Here is a 16,821-nt window from a genome sequence, read left to right on the forward strand (position 1 = left end):
GAATTATCATAAGTCCTAGTAACCATAAGTTAATTAATTTGCTTTTTTTTACTAATTTTTGCGGAATCTACGCAAAACAACGTAGTAGTGAGGGTTACGCTAAATTATCCCATGTTCCTATAGACAGTGATAAGGGTAGTTTGAGGCTACAGTTTCGCACTGAGCTTAGTCAAGTGTTTTACGATAGACAACAAGCTTACAAAAGACTGGCAAAAGGGAATACACCAGAAAATTCACAATTGAAAAAGAATGTAGAGACATAGCAGTGCTACGTCTCTACAAGGCTTCTGGATAACGCATATTTAATTTCACTCTTATCTCTACTTAGATAAATGATATAGGCACAATTTATGAATTGTGCCTACAAATTATTTTGGGCAACGCACAATTAATTTCTGGAGATGTCTAATATCATTTATTACTATAGGAATCATATTTGATTTCTGAAAAAATCTCAGTAGTCTTGTAGGGTGTGTTACGGCTTCCGTAACGCACCATCCGAAGGTTTTGGTGCGTTAGCCTACGGCATAACACACCCTACGTATATTTCAAAAATCAAATACTAGTCCTATATGTATTAAATATCGCCAATCGGTCAATATATGAGTAATATTATCGACATAATACTCTCTAGAGAGTATAAGAATTTATGATTACTTATAAGGAGTCGTGTTAAATATGATTCTCCCTCGTGTATTTCCTGAGTACCGTAGAGTAGATGTTCTGTTTGCAAAGCTGAAGTTTCTGAAATCAGCAAGGCTTTTATTTTTTAGTTTTTCAGTATTATCTTTTACTGTAGGTATGGGGGCAGCAAGTATAGCGTTTCTGGGTATCAGCCTGGATAGTGCAATCGCTCAAATTCCATCAACACCAGATTCAGCGCCTCTAAATCAGAAAACACCTTCTCAGGCTAATGTGCTATTTGTCAATCCTGGTGTTGGAGATGACAAGGCAGGCAATGGCAGTGAATCCGCTCCTGTAAAGACGATTACCCAAGCCCTGCGATTAGCTAATGCCAATACTGTAATTATGCTTTCCGCTGGCACTTATAGCGCCGAGACAGGGGAAGAATTTCCCTTAATACTGAAACCGGGTATTTCAATTCAAGGCAACCCCAGCAATCAAGGTAAAGACATTATTATTCAAGGAGGCGGTGATTACCTGAGTCGGAGCTTTGCCGGCCAAAATGTCACAATTGTGGGAGCAAACCAAGCCTTGCTTACTGGGGTAACGGTGACGAACTCTAATCCTCGTGGTTACGGTTTATGGATTGAATCTAGCAATCCGGTAGTCGCAGAAAATACATTTACTGGCAGTACTCAAGATGGGATTTCTGTCAGTGGTAATGCTGCACCTACCATTAGTAAGAATTACTTCGATCGCAATGGAGCCAATGGCATCACAATTGCTGGTAACTCTAGTCCGCAAGTGAAGGAAAATGTTTTTCACCAAACGGGTTTTGGGATTAATATTGCCCAAAATGCTGCTCCTATACTTATAGGTAATCAAATTCAGAACAATAGATCGGGAATTATCGTACAAGCAAATGCCCGCCCGATTTTACGTAACAATATTATTCAAGATAATAAAGAAGATGGTTTAGTTGCGATCGCTCAAGCAATGCCAGATTTGGGTAGTGCATCAGAACCTGGGAGTAATACATTTCAAAATAATGGCCGCCACGACATTAACGCCAGCGCTGCTAAACAGGTGATTTCTGCTGCTGGTAACAACCTTGTGAGCGATCGCATCACTGGCAAGGTAGATATTAACGGTACAACAGCACTAGCAACCCAAAATTCTCAACCAGCTGCCAACAACGTATTACGACAAATACCATCAACTGGAGAAATCACCTTCTCGGCTCCCGAAATCTCTGAAACTACTAACGGGCAAACCAGCAACAGCATTTCAGCAAATAATCCTGTTTCTACACAATTAAACAGTCAACTGCTGCCATTAATGCCAGCCAATAATGTACCGCCTTCCCCGCCTATATCCAATCAACCACCTACTTCTAAAGTCGCCGGATTTCCTACTCCTAGCAGCTTGTCAGGTAGACAAATACCAATTAACGCACAGCCACCTGATACACCACAGTTAAACTACGTGCGGATCGATCCTAATACCATTGAGTTGACTGCCCCTGAGTCCCCATCTAATTCAGTTGTACAGCCACCAGTTTCAAGTATGAGGAATCAAACACAGCAGCCATTACCAATACTAGAAACTGCTGCTTCCCGTGCTTCAGAACTTTTACCACTTCCTGACCGCAATATCCCTATTGCTAATAGTCGCAATATCCAAACAAGTTCTGCAAGTATTCCATATCGCGGTAACTCTGCAACACAATTTGGTGTGCGTTATCGCGTAGTAGTGCCACTTGCAACTGATCGGGATCGAGATTTAGTGCGATCGCTTGCTCCTGGTGCGTTTCCCACAGTTTGGCAAGGTCAAAGAGTTATGCAAGCAGGAGTATTTAGTAGTGAATATAATGCTAAAGAAATGCTCAAAACACTCTCTAGTAAAGGTTTAAGAGTCATTATGGAGCCGTTGAATTAATTGGGCATTGGGCAAAAGGTGTGGAGGGGAAAGACTTACATCCCCTCCAGTCTTTTTCCTCAATTTTGAATTTTGATGTAAGGGCGATCGCTCTTTAACGGGTAAAGTAAACTGAAGACAGAAATACCACAAATCCAAGAATTGCCCCCATGAGCGTTCAAATCGAATTTCAGGTTAGCGCTCCACCGTTTCGTTGGGATGAAGCTGGAGGTATTCGCATTGGTCAAAGCCGCGTTACTCTCGATAGCTTGCTAGCAACATATCATAACGGCTCTACACCTGAAGAAATTGCTGTTCAGTATCCCGTTCTCTATTTAGGGGAGATATACGCAGCGATCGCATACTATCTCACCCATCGCCAAGAAATCGACAATTACCTAGAGCAGCGTCGCAAAAAAGCTCAACAACAGCGAAATCAATTTGTCCAGCAGTATAATTTAGCTAATCTTAGGCAGCGCTTGCGCGATCGCTATCAGCCCCAAGGAGAATTCTAGCCAGTGCGTCTATTGACTGATGAGAACTTCATGGGACTGCCAGCCAATAATCCACTTCATTAGATTCTTGAAGTCAGGCAGATTCAGACCGATCACTCCCAACGCAGGCAGCATAACGTTCCGGTTGAGCGGTTACTAGTTGGCTATACAACACCACCAACTCACTTTGCCAATCCGCTCCAACCGGGTTGTTATACTGTGTCCTCTATATTCTTCAACTCTTCATCGCTGACTACCTTCGGGGTAAAAATACTCAGTCCTCGATCGCCTCAACACCAAGTTGCTTCAGTCGCTCAAGGTTATCCTTCATGGTCTTGATCGCTTCTGGGAAGTGCCCCTGCCAATCCATGACCTCGCCCATGACCCGCAGCGGCTCCCGCGAGCGGTATGACTTCGTTGGATTACCTGGGAATTTCTTGTCCGTCACATTGGGGTCATCCTCGATCAGCCCGATCGGTTCCACGATGTAGATTCTGCCGCGTCCCTCGCCGAGAGCTAGTTCAGCCCCCCAGGTTGCCGCATCCAAAGTGGCAGCCAGATAAACGTAGGTCGCCTTCTTCCGCTGACCGTAGTTAGAGTGATAACCGGGTTCGATTAGGTCTCCTGGCTTCAGGTCTGCCCGTGTGCCATGATAAAGAGTCCACTCCGTGACCGCTCCCGTGACCCGCAACGGCTCGCGGGAGCGGTATGACATCGACAGATGCTTCGGAGACTTCTGCTCCGTGAGTTCGGGGGCATTTTCAATCTGACCGATCGGCTCTACGATGTAGACTCTGCCGTGACCTTCGCCGATCGCTAGCTCTGCCCCCCAGATAGCCGCATCCAGGTTGGGGGTTAGGTAGACATAGGTTGCCATCCTATCCCGCTCACCCACATCCGGGGGATTGCAGGACTCGATCAGGTCTCCTAGCTTCAGGTCTGCCTTTGTACCGTGGTAGAACTGCTGCGAACTCAGATCGTTGATAGCTGCCATCGGCTTGCTCCTTTTACTGTTACAATCTTGAACGGTGCAAACAACAAACAACAATGGTAAGAGAAACCTCTGTTGTTTTACCTTAATTGTTTAACTGCATCTTGCTGACGATCACTCCTTTATCTCTGCTTCCCCTGCTCCTGAAAAACCTATCCTGGTTTATGATCCAAACGGGTGGCTTGCTCTAGGGCGGCTTTTTCTTTGGCTCGGCGGACATAGGGTTGTAATTGGGCGCGATCGCAACCTGTTAAAATACTCAAATTCTCCAAGGCAATCCCCCGCATTAACATTTCTACGCGCCAAGTTTGTTGTGCTTGGGCGATCGCTGGCGTTTGTCCTTGGGGAGTTAATAGTCCTTCACTCCATATTTGCCAACGTGTCTCAAGTTCTGATTCTGAGATGGGTGTACCTGTTTCATTCAAAAACATGGCTGTTTGAGTATCTTTACGACTTTTCAGCCATTTGATTAAAGGATTATTCGTAAAAGAGCCGTAGCGTTTGCCCAAAATCCACTGATTCACAGGCACTTGACGGATAAATCCGGGAATTGTGATTTGTAGGAAGTGCCCTTGAGTATCGTAGATTTGGTGCGATCGCTCCAAGCTAGTTATTTCTGTAGCGGATAACCCAGCCCCAAATAATACGTAAGCCAACGCATGATCTCGTATTCCAAATTTCCTCGCTTGTTGCAGAATTTCGTGAACTAAAGTAGCAGGCAAATCAGCTACTTCTATGGTAGTCAAGCCTCCTTGTAAGGAGTTTGTTGCTAGTTCTGCTGAGGATGACATGGCTCCATGTAAAAACAACTCTACCAAATTTTCCAGAAAGTCGTCCCGATCCTCCCAAAGTTCGTGAAATTCGCTGGTGAACTCAATTACGGCATATCCCAAGATCATCCCATTTAGTAAACTGGCTAATTTTTCTGCCGGTAAGTAGGTGTTTAGGTGTCCTTGCTGGATTACAGTAGCTAAATACTGAGCTACATAACGGTTTGCCTCTGTAACTCCCCTGCCTAGTGCGCGGCGATTTTCTGCCGGGAATTGGTCGGCTTCACCTACCACAGACCGAACGAACTCTGGCACTCGTTCTAATGTATGTAAAGTGTCACTTGCATAATCTTTAAGAGCTTGGTAAACATTGCCGGGAGGTGTTGCCCGTCGCACCAGCGACTCACCTAAATCCTTGAAGGCTGCGGACTCTTCCAGCACAGCCAAAAGCAGCCCATGTTTATTGCCAAAATTCCGAAATAGAGTCACTTCGTTGACTTCGGCTTTTTCAGCAATTTGGCGGGTTGTGGTAGCGCTAACTCCCTGAGCAGAAAACAACTCAAGTGCAGCTTGAATCAGGCGTTGACGAGTGGAAATGAGTTGAGATGACATAGAAAAATGCAAGTGGCACTTGCAGGGGGTATCAGAGTTCTGCTAGCATAACAAATGTAAGTGATACTTGCTTTACTCTACTGTAACTAACTAGTGACAGGGTGGATAAATCCTTAGTGGGATTATGCCCAATAAAAAGTAAATCACTGCATCATCCATCAACAGGAATTTTTATGACCGCAAATTTTGGGGCGATCGCTCCTGAGAGAGGCAACTCACCTCAACTCAGTTGGACAAATGTAGTATTTTTTGCTACATTTCATGCTTTAGCACTTCTGGCTCCTTGGTTTTTCTCCTGGCCAGCATTAGGTTTGCTAGTGTTTCTCCACTGGTTATTCGGGAGTATTGGTATTTGCCTGGGATATCATCGACTACTGAGCCATAAAAGTTTTCAGGTTCCTAAGTGGTTAGAGTATGCGATCGCCCTCATTGGAGCGTTGGCTTTGCAAGGGGGGCCAATTTTTTGGGTAGGTGGACACCGCCAGCATCACGCCCACACAGAAGATATCAATTTAGACCCCTATTCTGCTCAAAGAGGATTTTGGTGGAGCCATATATTGTGGATTTTTTACCCACGTCCAGAATTTTTTGACTATGACACCTATAAAAAATATGCTCCTGACTTAGCCAAACAACCCTTTTATTGTTGGCTAGATCGCTACTTCTTGCTATTGCAAATACCCTTTGGGCTGCTGCTTTATGCTCTAGGAGGATGGTCTTTTGTATTCTACGGAGTGTTTCTCAGATGTGTCTTGCTTTGGCATTCAACCTGGTTTGTAAACTCAGCATCACACCTATGGGGTTATCGCACTTTTGATGCCAATGATGGCGCTCGTAATCTTTGGTGGGTATCCCTCGTCACTTATGGAGAAGGCTGGCACAACAACCATCATACTTATCCCCACATGGCGAAATCTGGGTTGTCTTGGTGGGAAATTGATGTTACTTGGTGGAGTATCTTAGTGTTGCAGACTTTGGGTTTAGCTAAAAAAGTTGTCTCGCGTCCTCCTCAAGGTGCAACTCACGGTTAAATTGCAACTAAATTATCATAAATTTGTTATGCCGACTGCTTCTTGCAGTCGGCTTACTAATTTTTATCAGTAGTATTTCACGGTAAAATCTAACGGATTAAATCACCGCAATACATCAAGTGTCAGGGTTCTCTAATTGAGTGCCAAGCCCCTAGCTTTTAGCTAGGGGCTTGCAGGATACTTCACCTGACCAGACTAACCGTTTAGAGCAAGCGTTAAAGTTCCTACCTTGGGATGCTTGCCAGTCCCAAGCTCTAGAATTAGGCGATTAAACAGGTTTATAGAGAATAAACCAGTGTCGCTTAAAAAGTACCGAATCTAAACAATGTCGAGGCTAACTTTACCCGCAAGGAGTATGCAGCAATGCAAAATTACGTTTTCGTTATCGACCAAAACAAAGAACCTCTTAATCCAATTACGCCAAAACGAGCAAGGGAATTATTGACAAAACAGAAAGCTGCTGTGTTTAGAATGTACCCAGTTCGATACCCAGAAAATGCAAAATGCAGAAATTGACGGCGTAGAGTATCAACAGGGCGAACTGGCTGGTTATGAATGCCGTGAGTATCTTCTAGAGAAATGGGGGCGTAAGTGTGCTTATTGCGAGAAAATTGGCGTACCACTCCAGATTGAACATATCCATGCAAAAGCCAAAGGTGGGAGCAATCGCGTCAGCAATTTAACTCTCAGTTGCGAAGGTTGTAATACAAAAAAAGGAGTTAAATTAATTGACGAATTTCTTAAAAAAGACCCGTCTAGATTAGAGAAAATTAAGCGGCAGGCAAAACAGCCACTTAAAGATGTAGCCGCAGTTAATTCAACTCGATGGGCATTGCTTGGCACTCTGAAAAATATTCTACCCACCACTACGGGAACGGGTGGGCAAACTAAGTACAATCGGACAAGGCTAAACTTACCCAAGGAACACTGGCTAGACGCTTGTTGTGTTGGGGAGGTAGAAAGCATCAAATTATTAACTCAGCAACCATTACGGATTAAGTCTAATGGTTGGGGAACTCGCCAAATGTGTGGGACTGACCGATACGGATTCCCTACTCGTCACCGCGAACAAAAACAAGTTCACTTCGGTTTTAGAACTGGGGATATTGCCAAAGCTATTGTTACTTCTGGGAAAAAGGTAGGTGAATATGTGGGACGTGTATTGTGTCGTAAGACTGGCAGTTTTGATATCGTTACTAAATTAGGTAGGGTGGCAGGTGTTAGTCACAGATTTTGCACATCTATCCATAAAAAGGATGGCTATAGTTATGGTTTTTAAAGACGTGACGGCGAATAAATTCGCCTGCCCCTTGCCCCCACGGATGAATCCGGGGGCTTCCACGGGGCGAGGTATTTGGTGAAAACTGACAGCATTTTTTATCGCCTTTTTCAAGAACTTCCTGGGATCTTTTTTGAATTAATTGGCAATCCACCCCAAACAGCAGAGACTTATCAATTCTCCTCAATTGAAATCAAGCAAACTGCATTCCGTATAGATGGTGTTTTTCTACCAACACAAGGAGAAGAAAATCCGATTTATTTTGTTGAAGTCCAGTTTCAAACTGACACCGAAATTTATTCACGCTTATTTTCAGAAATTTCTTTATACTTACGCCAAAATAAACCGAAAAATTCTTGGCGAGGAGTAGTTATCTATCCCAATCGCAGTTTGGATACAGCAGATATCAAGAATTACAGTGAATTTTTCGCTAGCCAGCGCATCAGTCGCATTTATCTTAATGAATTAGGTGAAACTGCATCATTGCCAGTTGGAATTGCTACGATGAAATTAGTGGTTGATGAAGAAGAGACAGCAATTACATCTGCTAGGCAGTTAATAGATAGAACCCAGCAAGAAATCAACATCGAACCACAACGGCGGCAGTTACTAGAATTGATAGAGACAATATTAGTTTATAAGTTTCCGACGATGAGTCGAGAGGAGATTGAAGGTATGTTTGGGTTAAGTGATTTGAAACAAACACGAGTTTATCAAGAAGGCAAGCAAGAAGGTAAACAAGAAGGCAAGCAAGAAGGAGCGCGTGAAGAAAAGTTTAGAATGATACCTTTGTTATTGAGATTGGGATTGAGTTTTGAAGAAACTGCAAAAGAGTTAGGTTTGAGCTTAGAAGAGATTCAGCAAGAAATGCAAAAACAGTCTCCAAGTCAGGATATGTAACCTACAATTACAGCAGAATTCTGAATTCAGAAATCAGAAGTCAGAAGTAAAACAGGCTTTATACCTGGCTTTGAGACTTAGCTTGCGTACCTCAATAACTTCAAATTCGCTGTATCCTTTATCACGGATTTATCTACATATTCTTACTATTTCCCATTCCCATAATTTTTAATTTTTTCTATGATTTCGCTCTCTCCTATTCTTCAAGCTAGACTCTCCCAACCCTTAAAGATTGGCTCTTTTGAGGTAAAAAGTCGGGTTCTCCAGTCGCCTCTATCTGGAGTAACGGATATGGTGTTTCGCCGTCTCGTGCGTCGCTATGCACCAGATTCGATGATGTATACCGAAATGGTGAATGCTACGGGATTGCATTATGTCAAGCAGTTACCCAAAATCATGGAGGTAGATCCCAACGAACGCCCAATTAGCGTTCAACTATTTGATTGTCGTCCCGATTTTTTGGCAGAAGCAGCAATCAAGGCAGTTGCAGAAGGTGCTGATACTGTTGATATTAATATGGGTTGTCCGGTAAATAAAATCACTAAAAATGGTGGCGGTTCTTCATTATTGCGGCAACCAGAAGTAGCAGAAGCAATTGTGCGAGAAGTGTTGAAAGCTGTTGATGTACCTGTGACAGTCAAAACCCGTATTGGCTGGAATGACAATGAAATTACTATTCTCGACTTTGCCAAGCGGATGGAAGATGCCGGGGCACAAATGATCACAGTACATGGACGCACTCGCGCCCAAGGATACAATGGCAATGCCCGATGGGAATGGATTACTCGTGTAAAGGAAGTGCTTTCTATCCCAGTGATTGGAAATGGAGATATTTTTTCCGTTGAAGCGGCAGTGAAATGTTTAGAGCAAACTGGCGCTGATGGTGTGATGTGTTCCCGTGGGACTTTGGGTTATCCGTTTTTGGTGGGAGAAATCGATCGCTTCCTGAAAACTGGAGAGATATTACCGACACCTACCCCAATTCAGCGTTTGGAATGTGCAAGAGATCATTTACAAGCCTTGTGGGAATATAAAGGCGATCGCGGTGTTCGTCAAGCCCGTAAGCACATGACTTGGTATGCTAAAGGTTTTGTTGGTGCTGCCGAACTTCGAGGACAGCTAAGTTTAGTTGAAAAAGTTGATCAAGGTTTGGCAATGATTGACCAAGCAATTGAAAAATTAGCTAATGGTTATGAACTAGAGGAAGAAGCAGAAGGTAGCTTGGTAATGCTTTAAGAAGTTGATTTTAACCTAGCTTGGGGTGATATTGTTGGTTGCAAAAAGTGATGCGATCGCTTCAATACCACTATTTCAGTTAGGGTTTAAATCTCTTGATGTAACTCTTTTGAATTTTTAATGTTTAACTAGCCAAAATGGAGGCTCACAATGTTAGTTTCCAAACACAATGATGTTGTAACCGTCCCCGAAATCCTCTCATTAGAAGACTTCATGGCAAATCCTCCAGAGGGGATGGAGTGGGTAGACGAGCAACTGGTAGAAAAAATAGGGATGACATTAAAACATAGCGAAATTCAAGGCAACATCTACTTTTACTGGAGAAGTTACATCAATTCCAATCAACAAGGTGGGAAAGTTTACACTGAAGTACCTTGTCGTACATATAAACAGGGTCGTCGCCCTGATGTAGCTTATCTAACGCCTGAGTTGGTAACTGAATTTGGTAATGTTCCCACTTTGCCACAGAGTTTCCCGTTAATTGCTGAGATAGTTTCACCCACCGATTTAGCTGAAGAATTATTTCTCAAAGCGCAGGAGTATTTGCAGTCCGGTTGTGAGGAAGTTTGGCTAGTATTTCCTGAAAGTCGGTTAGTTTTTGTTATGACTGATAATCAGGTTTGCGGGTTTAAAGCTGGTGATGTGGTTAGTACTCAAAAAGTATTACTGGGTTTTAGTGTAGCTGTAGACGAATTGTTGGGTTGAAAAGGCGATCCATCAATAACCTGCAACTTGGGTTAGGGATTTTATCGAATTGCAATTTCACCGATGATTTTGTAAGGGAAATAGCCCAAAAGTTTCAATCCCTAATAGGGATTTTAGTTAATTGCAATTCAATGTGGTTGCCGACTTCGGTATCAATTTGCTCGTTTCAATCCCTAATAGGGATTTTAGTTAATTGCAATTATCCGGCAAGTGAAACTGAGAAAGTGGCGCGTTTCAATCCCTAATAGGGATTTTAGTTAATTGCAATTCTCCTCACTGTTCGTTTATTCCTAGAAAGTCTAAGTGTTTCAATCCCTAATAGGGATTTTAGTTAATTGCAATGAATCATGTTCCAGAAGAATGCGACAGATCCGTTTCAATCCCTAATAGGGATTTTAGTTAATTGCAATGCTTTCAAGGATACTCTAGCCATTGTCTGCAAGGGTTTCAATCCCTAATAGGGATTTTAGTTAATTGCAATGAAAATTTATGAGAAGTCATAATTATTTTTTATTCGTTTCAATCCCTAATAGGGATTTTAGTTAATTGCAATAAGAGAGCTTTGGTAGCTAGCACGTGTAATTGTTTCAATCCCTAATAGGGATTTTAGTTAATTGCAATTTACTGCAAAAATCCATCAAGCAGTATCTACGTTTCAATCCCTAATAGGGATTTTAGTTAATTGCAATATGGTAAAATGTCCGGACTAACGATTACCCGACGTGTTTCAATCCCTAATAGGGATTTTAGTTAATTGCAATCTACCGCAAGAATTCTTCTGCACTGTCCCCAGTAGTGGTTTCAATCCCTAATAGGGATTTTAGTTAATTGCAATATACGAGATATGCCATACGACCTTTTGATCATCGCTGTTTCAATCCCTAATAGGGATTTTAGTTAATTGCAATTGTTGCTGCTAATGATGGTTATCTTTTTTACGTTTCAATCCCTAATAGGGATTTTAGTTAATTGCAATAGAGCGATCGCCACTGATGAGTCGGGCGCGATCGCGTTTCAATCCCTAATAGGGATTTTAGTTAATTGCAATTCGAAAGTTACTAAAGAAGAATTAGTAAAGCTCCGTTTCAATCCCTAATAGGGATTTTAGTTAATTGCAATGTCCTTGTCAAGTCGAATGGATAAAGGCGATCGTGTTTCAATCCCTAATAGGGATTTTAGTTAATTGCAATTTTCAAGCGGTGAAGCGTCTACAACATCGTTAAATCCTGGGTTTCAATCCCTAATAGGGATTTTAGTTAATTGCAATAATATTAATCTCTACCCCCTAAAAATCCCAAAAGTAGTTTCAATCCCTAATAGGGATTTTAGTTAATTGCAATTTGGGTTAAGTTTACCCTTGGTATTACCTGCCAGGTTTCAATCCCTAATAGGGATTTTAGTTAATTGCAATGGTATAAATCCTGTTTTTAAATATTTAACAGCACTGTTTCAATCCCTAATAGGGATTTTAGTTAATTGCAATTAGCTTGTGAAGCATCGGTACAGTATTCAGAATAGTTTCAATCCCTAATAGGGATTTTAGTTAATTGCAATAGCACTTACGACTGGATACCAACTGTGATTTTCTTGTTTCAATCCCTAATAGGGATTTTAGTTAATTGCAATTCAGCCTTCACTATGATTCAATGCTGAGTAATGCTGAAGTTTCAATCCCTAATAGGGATTTTAGTTAATTGCAATGTGGATATTTTCATTAGTGGTTGTATGTGCTTTTCATTGTTTCAATCCCTAATAGGGATTTTAGTTAATTGCAATATTCAGTACATCGTCGTCAGTCTTCTCACGGTAAGTTTCAATCCCTAATAGGGATTTTAGTTAATTGCAATTTGCGCTGCGGTGATGAAGGTTTTGGCAAACAAAGGTTTCAATCCCTAATAGGGATTTTAGTTAATTGCAATGTTAATGTCACCAGCTATTAGATGTTGGCTGTCCTGTTTCAATCCCTAATAGGGATTTTAGTTAATTGCAATAATTTTGTAAAAAGCTTTTGCAAGCTATAGAAAAAGTTTCAATCCCTAATAGGGATTTTAGTTAATTGCAATTAGATTCTCAAGCGCGGAGTCGTCAAACCTTTCATCGTTTCAATCCCTAATAGGGATTTTAGTTAATTGCAATCGCTGGCTTCTGAAAGCGTTGCTGTATTTGGTTTTCAAGGTTCAGTTGCGCGAATGAATGAATCATAACACAGGGAATAGTCATATCACAAGATGCAAATCGCTGAAAGCCAGTCCCCATAAGGTGCGCGGATGGCTTGAAAGTACCATTGCCCTCAAAGTCTTGTATAGAAGGAGCGTACAGCCGTTTTCGCTCCTTCTGATTTTGTACACCTACCCATCCGCGCATTTGGGAAGAAAATTAGTCTGATTGGCGATCGCTACCTCTATTAAAATAAGCGATCGCCTAATCCTTGCACATCTTAATTTACCAAATCAGGGAACACTTCTTGCACAGCGGGATGCACTAAGCGATGATTTTGCACATTCACACCCTTAGCTAATGCTGGGTTAACCTCCAGTGCCAAAATTCCCAAATTCGCCAACTGGACAACATAAGGTAATGTACTATTATTAAGTGCCTGAGTTGCTGTCCAAGGTACTGCTCCTGGCATATTGGGAACGCCATAATGCACCACACCCTCTTCAATGTATACGGGATTTGTGTGGGATGTTGGGTGTAAGGTTTCTATACAACCGCCTTGGTCAACAGCTACATCAACTATTACTGAACCAGGACGCATTTGTTTGACCAATTCACGAGATACTAATATTGGCGCTCTACGTCCTAACACTAAAACTGCACCGATGAGCAAATCGGCTTCAATGACTGCGGCTTCAATATGAGCAGAGTTGCTGTAAAGTAATTCAACTCTAGAGCCAAAGAGTGTTTCCAAGTAAGATAAGCGCTCGACACTCACATCTAAAATCTGCACGATCGCACCCATGCCTACGGCAATTTTAGCTGCTTCTGTGCCAACAACGCCGCCACCTAAAATTACTACTTTACCTGGTTTAACTCCAGGGACACCGCCCAAAAGTACACCTCTACCACCTTGTTGACGTTCTAAGAATCTGCCTCCAAATTGTACTGCAAGCCGACCGGCAATTACGCTCATGGGGGTGAGCAAGGGTAGTCTGTTTGCCCCAGGTTGCTCTACAGTTTCGTAAGCGATCGCACAAGTGCCACAATCAATTAAATGCTCTGTCAATTTGCGATCGGCTGCTAAGTGTAAATAAGTAAATAATATCTGCCCTTTTTGCAAAAATTTATACTCAGATGTCAGCGGCTCTTTGACTTTAACAACCAATTCCCGATTCCAAGCCTTTTCTGATGTGGGGACAATTTCGGCTCCAGCACTTTTGTAGTCATCATCGGAGAATCCAGCACCATTACCTGCTTGCGTCTCGACGAAGATGCTATGACCATTTTCTCGCAGCACCCGCACGCTAGAAGGACTTAACCCTACCCGAAACTCTTGATCCTTATTTTCCTTGGGAACGCCGATTTCCATATATCGCCTCAGATAATTTTTTTGTTTAACTGTAGCCTTCCAATCTCAAGCTTGCTACTTCCGTCTTGCTAGTTCCGTATTAGAGATAGCTGGATTAGAGATACCTAATCTCTGTTCTAACTTTCTTAATTCAATCTGAGTAGCCCAAACTCTTACCCTTGACTATTGCCCCAGTATTTATACAATATATAAAGAATAGTAACAATTTATTAAAAAAGCGATTGTATAGCTCCCTACTAGGAAGCTTTTGCTGAATTTCTCAAGTCATCTTGGCATTCCAGCACTGCAATCAGCTTTTAAGTTAACTTGACTTTTCAATGTCATCTGAAAAATTCAAAGTCTCTCTCTTAGAAGGAGAGAGATTTAGAGAAGGGTTTTCCAGACACCATGAAAAGCAAGTAGCGATTATCCCCACTTTCTGTGACTTCTACCAGAAGTCTGATATCAAGTCCCGTTTGCCAAAAATAAGGTTTCTTAAAAAATGACACAAACACAACCAACAATTACACCTAAACTAGAAGAGCCTAAATTTGGCTTTAACGAATACGCCGAACGGTTGAATGGTCGAGCTGCAATGATTGGCTTTGGTTTGATGCTAGCGATCGAATATGTCACCAATCAAGGGGTGCTATCATGGCTGGGTCTGAAGTAGTGCCATCAACAAGCACGATCTTGAAGTTGTAAGCTAGTAATTAAAAGAGTTACAACCAGCTGGAACAACCAGTTGGTTTTGACTTCAATAATTTATATAGGATTACTATTTGATTTTTGAACAACACGTAGGGTGTGTTATCGCGAAGCGTAACGCACCATTTTCAAGGGTTTGGTGCGTTAGACTAAAGTCATAACGCACGCTACAAATACTACAAATACTTAATTTTTTTCAGAAATCAAACCGGATTCCTATAGCGGAGTACTTCGCCGTAGATACATTAATTAGACTTATTCATAAATAACTGCCATAGAATGTAAGTAAGAGAGGAATCGAAATACCTATTAGTGATTGAAATATCATAGACTTGCAACTAATATGTGCAAGGCGATTAATGAGTAAATTTCCTCCCCCTACTAAAAAAATCATAAATTAGTGTCTGCCTTGAATGAGAAAGGCAAATTATGGGTGAGGTATTCTTAGTAAATATACACAAAAGGTGAACTGGAACCAACCAAGCTGTGATGAATGCTGTATTACCTCGTTTTTTGAAGTCAACCTACCGAAAAGAGCCACTAATCAGTGTATTGATGACAATGGGTGTTATGGATGCCCTGATTGGCGGATTGAATGATAGCTGGTCGTTGTTTGCTTTTGGTTTGGGAACGGCAGGGATAGCGCTAGGCTTTAAGTTGTGGCGTTTTCAGCAGCGTCGTCCTTTACCAGAGGAGCCTGTAGTGCAACATTATTTGCCCTCTCGTTCTTCTAGTGCGCCTTTACCAATGTTAAGCGTTTCTAAGAAAAAACCACCTCTTTAGGATGTGCAGAGTTATGACTTAAAATAACTCTGCAAAATTTATTGGGTTTAACTGTATCTATAAAAGTGAGGAAAAAGAGTGAGTAGTGAGGGAAGAGGTGGCGGTAATTTTCTGCGGCCGTATATTATTCTGGCATTTATGGCAGCTGTTGCCCTTCCAGTGAGTACCTGGGAAGGGTTTTATATTCATCAAGCTAATGCTGCCATTGAAGAAGTAACGCCAAACTCCCCAGCTAAAACTAACTTTGCTAATGCTCAACTACTTTATACACTCAAAGGACATAACGGAACCATTAAATCCCTCGCTTTTAGTCCAGATAGCAGAATTCTTGTGAGTGGAGGTGCAGAAAATGAGGGTATCATTCGCCTGTGGAATTTAGCAAAGGGCAAAAAATTAGCGACTATTAACAAAGCACACAAAGCAGCCGTAGAATCTTTAGTGATTTCACCAGATGGGCAAACCCTCGCTAGCTGTAGTGATGACAATACAATTAACCTCTGGAGCCTGAAAAATTTAAAATTTAGCCGCTCTTTTGTGGGACATACCAGTAACGTCTTATCTTTAGCCGTGTCTCCTGATAGTAAAGTTCTCGTCAGTGGAGCTTTAGATGGGATTCGTATGTGGGATTTGCTACAGCAGCGCCCTCTAGGAACTATAGTACGCTTTGATAATTTGATTTATACTCTGGCCATTAGTCCTGATGGACAGACCTTAGCTAGTGGTGATAATAAGGGTGTAATCAAGCTGTGGAATTTGAGTACTGGTAAATTAATCAGTGAATTGGTAGCTCATTCTAATGTTGTTAGCGGTGTAATTTTTACACCAGATGGACAAACATTAGTCAGTGCTAGCCACGATCGCACCATAAAACTGTGGAATATTAATACTGGAGAATTAGTCCGCACCCTTACAGGACATAATAACTGGGTAAATGCGATCGCTCTTAATCCCGATGGACAAACCCTTGCTAGTGCTGGTAGAGATGGGATTAAATTGTGGGATTTAACTACAGGCGAGTTAATAAATACACTGAGTGGACATACAGACTGGGTAAGTGCGATCGCTTTTAGTCCCAATGGTAAAATTCTTGCCAGTGGTGGATTCGATCGACTAATCAAGATTTGGGGGATTCCAACCAAACGAAAGTAACTGCGATCGGACAAAATAATCGTCAAAAAGTAGACTATATCCCCGATTTCTTTTAAGAAGTCGGGGATATCATTTTGACGCTCCTTTCAAGGCTTGGTGAATCGCCATAGCTCA

Annotated in this window: 14 protein-coding genes and 1 CRISPR repeat array; of the genes, 11 read left to right on the plus strand and 3 right to left on the minus strand. The window is 41.9% G+C overall.

Going from position 1 to position 16,821, the window contains the following annotated elements; all coding sequences use genetic code 11:
* Nucleotides 1-678 precede the first annotated feature (678 nt).
* Both V7K61_RS08010 and V7K61_RS08015 read left to right on the plus strand, forming a co-directional pair.
* Nucleotides 679-2,562 (plus strand): DUF1565 domain-containing protein, encoded by a 1,884-nt coding sequence (locus tag V7K61_RS08010; RefSeq protein WP_335052523.1) that lies wholly within the window; start codon nt 679-681, stop codon nt 2,560-2,562.
* Between the two features lie 149 nt (nt 2,563-2,711).
* Nucleotides 2,712-3,056, plus strand: a complete 345-nt coding sequence (locus tag V7K61_RS08015; protein ID WP_335052525.1) for a DUF433 domain-containing protein — start codon at nt 2,712-2,714, stop codon at nt 3,054-3,056.
* 253 nt (nt 3,057-3,309) lie between these two features.
* Here the strand turns inward: V7K61_RS08015 and arr are convergent, their stop codons facing one another.
* Entirely contained in the window at nt 3,310-4,029 is a 720-nt protein-coding gene (gene arr, locus V7K61_RS34065; protein ID WP_442936300.1) for an NAD(+)--rifampin ADP-ribosyltransferase, read from the minus strand.
* Between the two features lie 149 nt (nt 4,030-4,178).
* Nucleotides 4,179-5,408 (minus strand): TetR family transcriptional regulator, encoded by a 1,230-nt coding sequence (locus tag V7K61_RS08030; RefSeq protein WP_335052527.1) that lies wholly within the window; start codon nt 5,406-5,408, stop codon nt 4,179-4,181.
* A 173-nt stretch (nt 5,409-5,581) separates the two neighbouring features.
* Here V7K61_RS08030 and V7K61_RS08035 point away from each other — a divergent pair, with 173 nt between their 5' ends.
* From V7K61_RS08035 to V7K61_RS08060, 6 genes are all read left to right on the plus strand, one after another.
* Entirely contained in the window at nt 5,582-6,439 is an 858-nt protein-coding gene (locus V7K61_RS08035; RefSeq protein ID WP_094349586.1) for an acyl-CoA desaturase, read from the plus strand.
* Between the two features lie 363 nt (nt 6,440-6,802).
* Nucleotides 6,803-6,955: an RRXRR domain-containing protein gene (locus V7K61_RS08040; protein WP_335052529.1), complete on the plus strand. Its 153-nt coding sequence runs from the start codon at nt 6,803-6,805 to the stop codon at nt 6,953-6,955.
* Nucleotides 6,936-7,718, plus strand: coding sequence for an RNA-guided endonuclease IscB (gene iscB, locus V7K61_RS08045; protein WP_442936301.1), 783 nt, complete (start codon nt 6,936-6,938; stop codon nt 7,716-7,718). Before V7K61_RS08040 ends, iscB begins: the two co-directional genes overlap by 20 nt.
* A gap of 78 nt (nt 7,719-7,796) precedes the next feature.
* The gene (locus tag V7K61_RS08050) at nt 7,797-8,618 is read left to right on the plus strand and encodes an Rpn family recombination-promoting nuclease/putative transposase (protein WP_335052531.1); all 822 of its coding nucleotides are present in this window, start codon (nt 7,797-7,799) and stop codon (nt 8,616-8,618) included.
* A gap of 180 nt (nt 8,619-8,798) precedes the next feature.
* Nucleotides 8,799-9,854, plus strand: coding sequence for a tRNA dihydrouridine synthase DusB (gene dusB / locus V7K61_RS08055; protein WP_335052534.1), 1,056 nt, complete (start codon nt 8,799-8,801; stop codon nt 9,852-9,854).
* 150 nt (nt 9,855-10,004) lie between these two features.
* Entirely contained in the window at nt 10,005-10,559 is a 555-nt protein-coding gene (locus tag V7K61_RS08060; RefSeq protein ID WP_335052536.1) for a Uma2 family endonuclease, read from the plus strand.
* A 91-nt stretch (nt 10,560-10,650) separates the two neighbouring features.
* Nucleotides 10,651-12,695: direct repeats of the CRISPR family, unit length 37 nt; unit sequence GTTTCAATCCCTAATAGGGATTTTAGTTAATTGCAAT.
* A gap of 301 nt (nt 12,696-12,996) precedes the next feature.
* On the opposite strand, the gene ald is transcribed toward V7K61_RS08060, so the two are convergent.
* On the minus strand, nt 12,997-14,088 hold the full coding sequence (ald, locus tag V7K61_RS08065) for an alanine dehydrogenase (protein ID WP_335052538.1): 1,092 nt from the start codon (nt 14,086-14,088) through the stop codon (nt 12,997-12,999).
* Nucleotides 14,089-14,569: 481 nt separating this feature from the next.
* Between ald and V7K61_RS08070 the strand changes: the two genes are divergently transcribed.
* The 3 genes from V7K61_RS08070 to V7K61_RS08080 all read left to right on the plus strand — a co-directional run bounded on the left by V7K61_RS08070 (nt 14,570) and on the right by V7K61_RS08080 (nt 16,707).
* The gene (locus tag V7K61_RS08070; protein WP_335052540.1) at nt 14,570-14,740 is read left to right on the plus strand and encodes a hypothetical protein; all 171 of its coding nucleotides are present in this window, start codon (nt 14,570-14,572) and stop codon (nt 14,738-14,740) included.
* A 524-nt stretch (nt 14,741-15,264) separates the two neighbouring features.
* Nucleotides 15,265-15,558 carry a hypothetical protein gene (locus V7K61_RS08075; protein ID WP_094349593.1) on the plus strand — a complete coding sequence of 98 codons (294 nt, stop codon included), beginning with the start codon at nt 15,265-15,267 and terminating at the stop codon, nt 15,556-15,558.
* 138 nt (nt 15,559-15,696) lie between these two features.
* Nucleotides 15,697-16,707, plus strand: coding sequence for a WD40 repeat domain-containing protein (locus tag V7K61_RS08080; RefSeq protein WP_442936305.1), 1,011 nt, complete (start codon nt 15,697-15,699; stop codon nt 16,705-16,707).
* Nucleotides 16,708-16,821 lie beyond the last annotated feature (114 nt).

It is taken from the genome of Nostoc sp., assembly GCF_036918015.1.
Taxonomy (GTDB): Bacteria; Cyanobacteriota; Cyanobacteriia; order Cyanobacteriales; family Nostocaceae; genus Nostoc.

Excerpts from the sequence above, each read along its gene's own strand:
- V7K61_RS08070 (WP_335052540.1), top strand. The coding sequence starts at position 14,570 with ATGACACAAACACAACCAACAATTACACCTAAACTAGAAGAGCCTAAA.
- arr (WP_442936300.1), bottom strand. The coding sequence starts at position 4,029 with ATGGCAGCTATCAACGATCTGAGTTCGCAGCAGTTCTACCACGGTACA.
- V7K61_RS08060 (WP_335052536.1), top strand. The coding sequence starts at position 10,005 with ATGTTAGTTTCCAAACACAATGATGTTGTAACCGTCCCCGAAATCCTC.
- V7K61_RS08075 (WP_094349593.1), top strand. The coding sequence starts at position 15,265 with ATGAATGCTGTATTACCTCGTTTTTTGAAGTCAACCTACCGAAAAGAG.
- iscB (WP_442936301.1), top strand. The coding sequence starts at position 6,936 with ATGCAAAATGCAGAAATTGACGGCGTAGAGTATCAACAGGGCGAACTG.
- V7K61_RS08010 (WP_335052523.1), top strand. The coding sequence starts at position 679 with ATGATTCTCCCTCGTGTATTTCCTGAGTACCGTAGAGTAGATGTTCTG.
- ald (WP_335052538.1), bottom strand. The coding sequence starts at position 14,088 with ATGGAAATCGGCGTTCCCAAGGAAAATAAGGATCAAGAGTTTCGGGTA.
- V7K61_RS08015 (WP_335052525.1), top strand. The coding sequence starts at position 2,712 with ATGAGCGTTCAAATCGAATTTCAGGTTAGCGCTCCACCGTTTCGTTGG.
- V7K61_RS08040 (WP_335052529.1), top strand. The coding sequence starts at position 6,803 with ATGCAAAATTACGTTTTCGTTATCGACCAAAACAAAGAACCTCTTAAT.
- V7K61_RS08035 (WP_094349586.1), top strand. The coding sequence starts at position 5,582 with ATGACCGCAAATTTTGGGGCGATCGCTCCTGAGAGAGGCAACTCACCT.
- dusB (WP_335052534.1), top strand. The coding sequence starts at position 8,799 with ATGATTTCGCTCTCTCCTATTCTTCAAGCTAGACTCTCCCAACCCTTA.
- V7K61_RS08030 (WP_335052527.1), bottom strand. The coding sequence starts at position 5,408 with ATGTCATCTCAACTCATTTCCACTCGTCAACGCCTGATTCAAGCTGCA.
- V7K61_RS08080 (WP_442936305.1), top strand. The coding sequence starts at position 15,697 with ATGGCAGCTGTTGCCCTTCCAGTGAGTACCTGGGAAGGGTTTTATATT.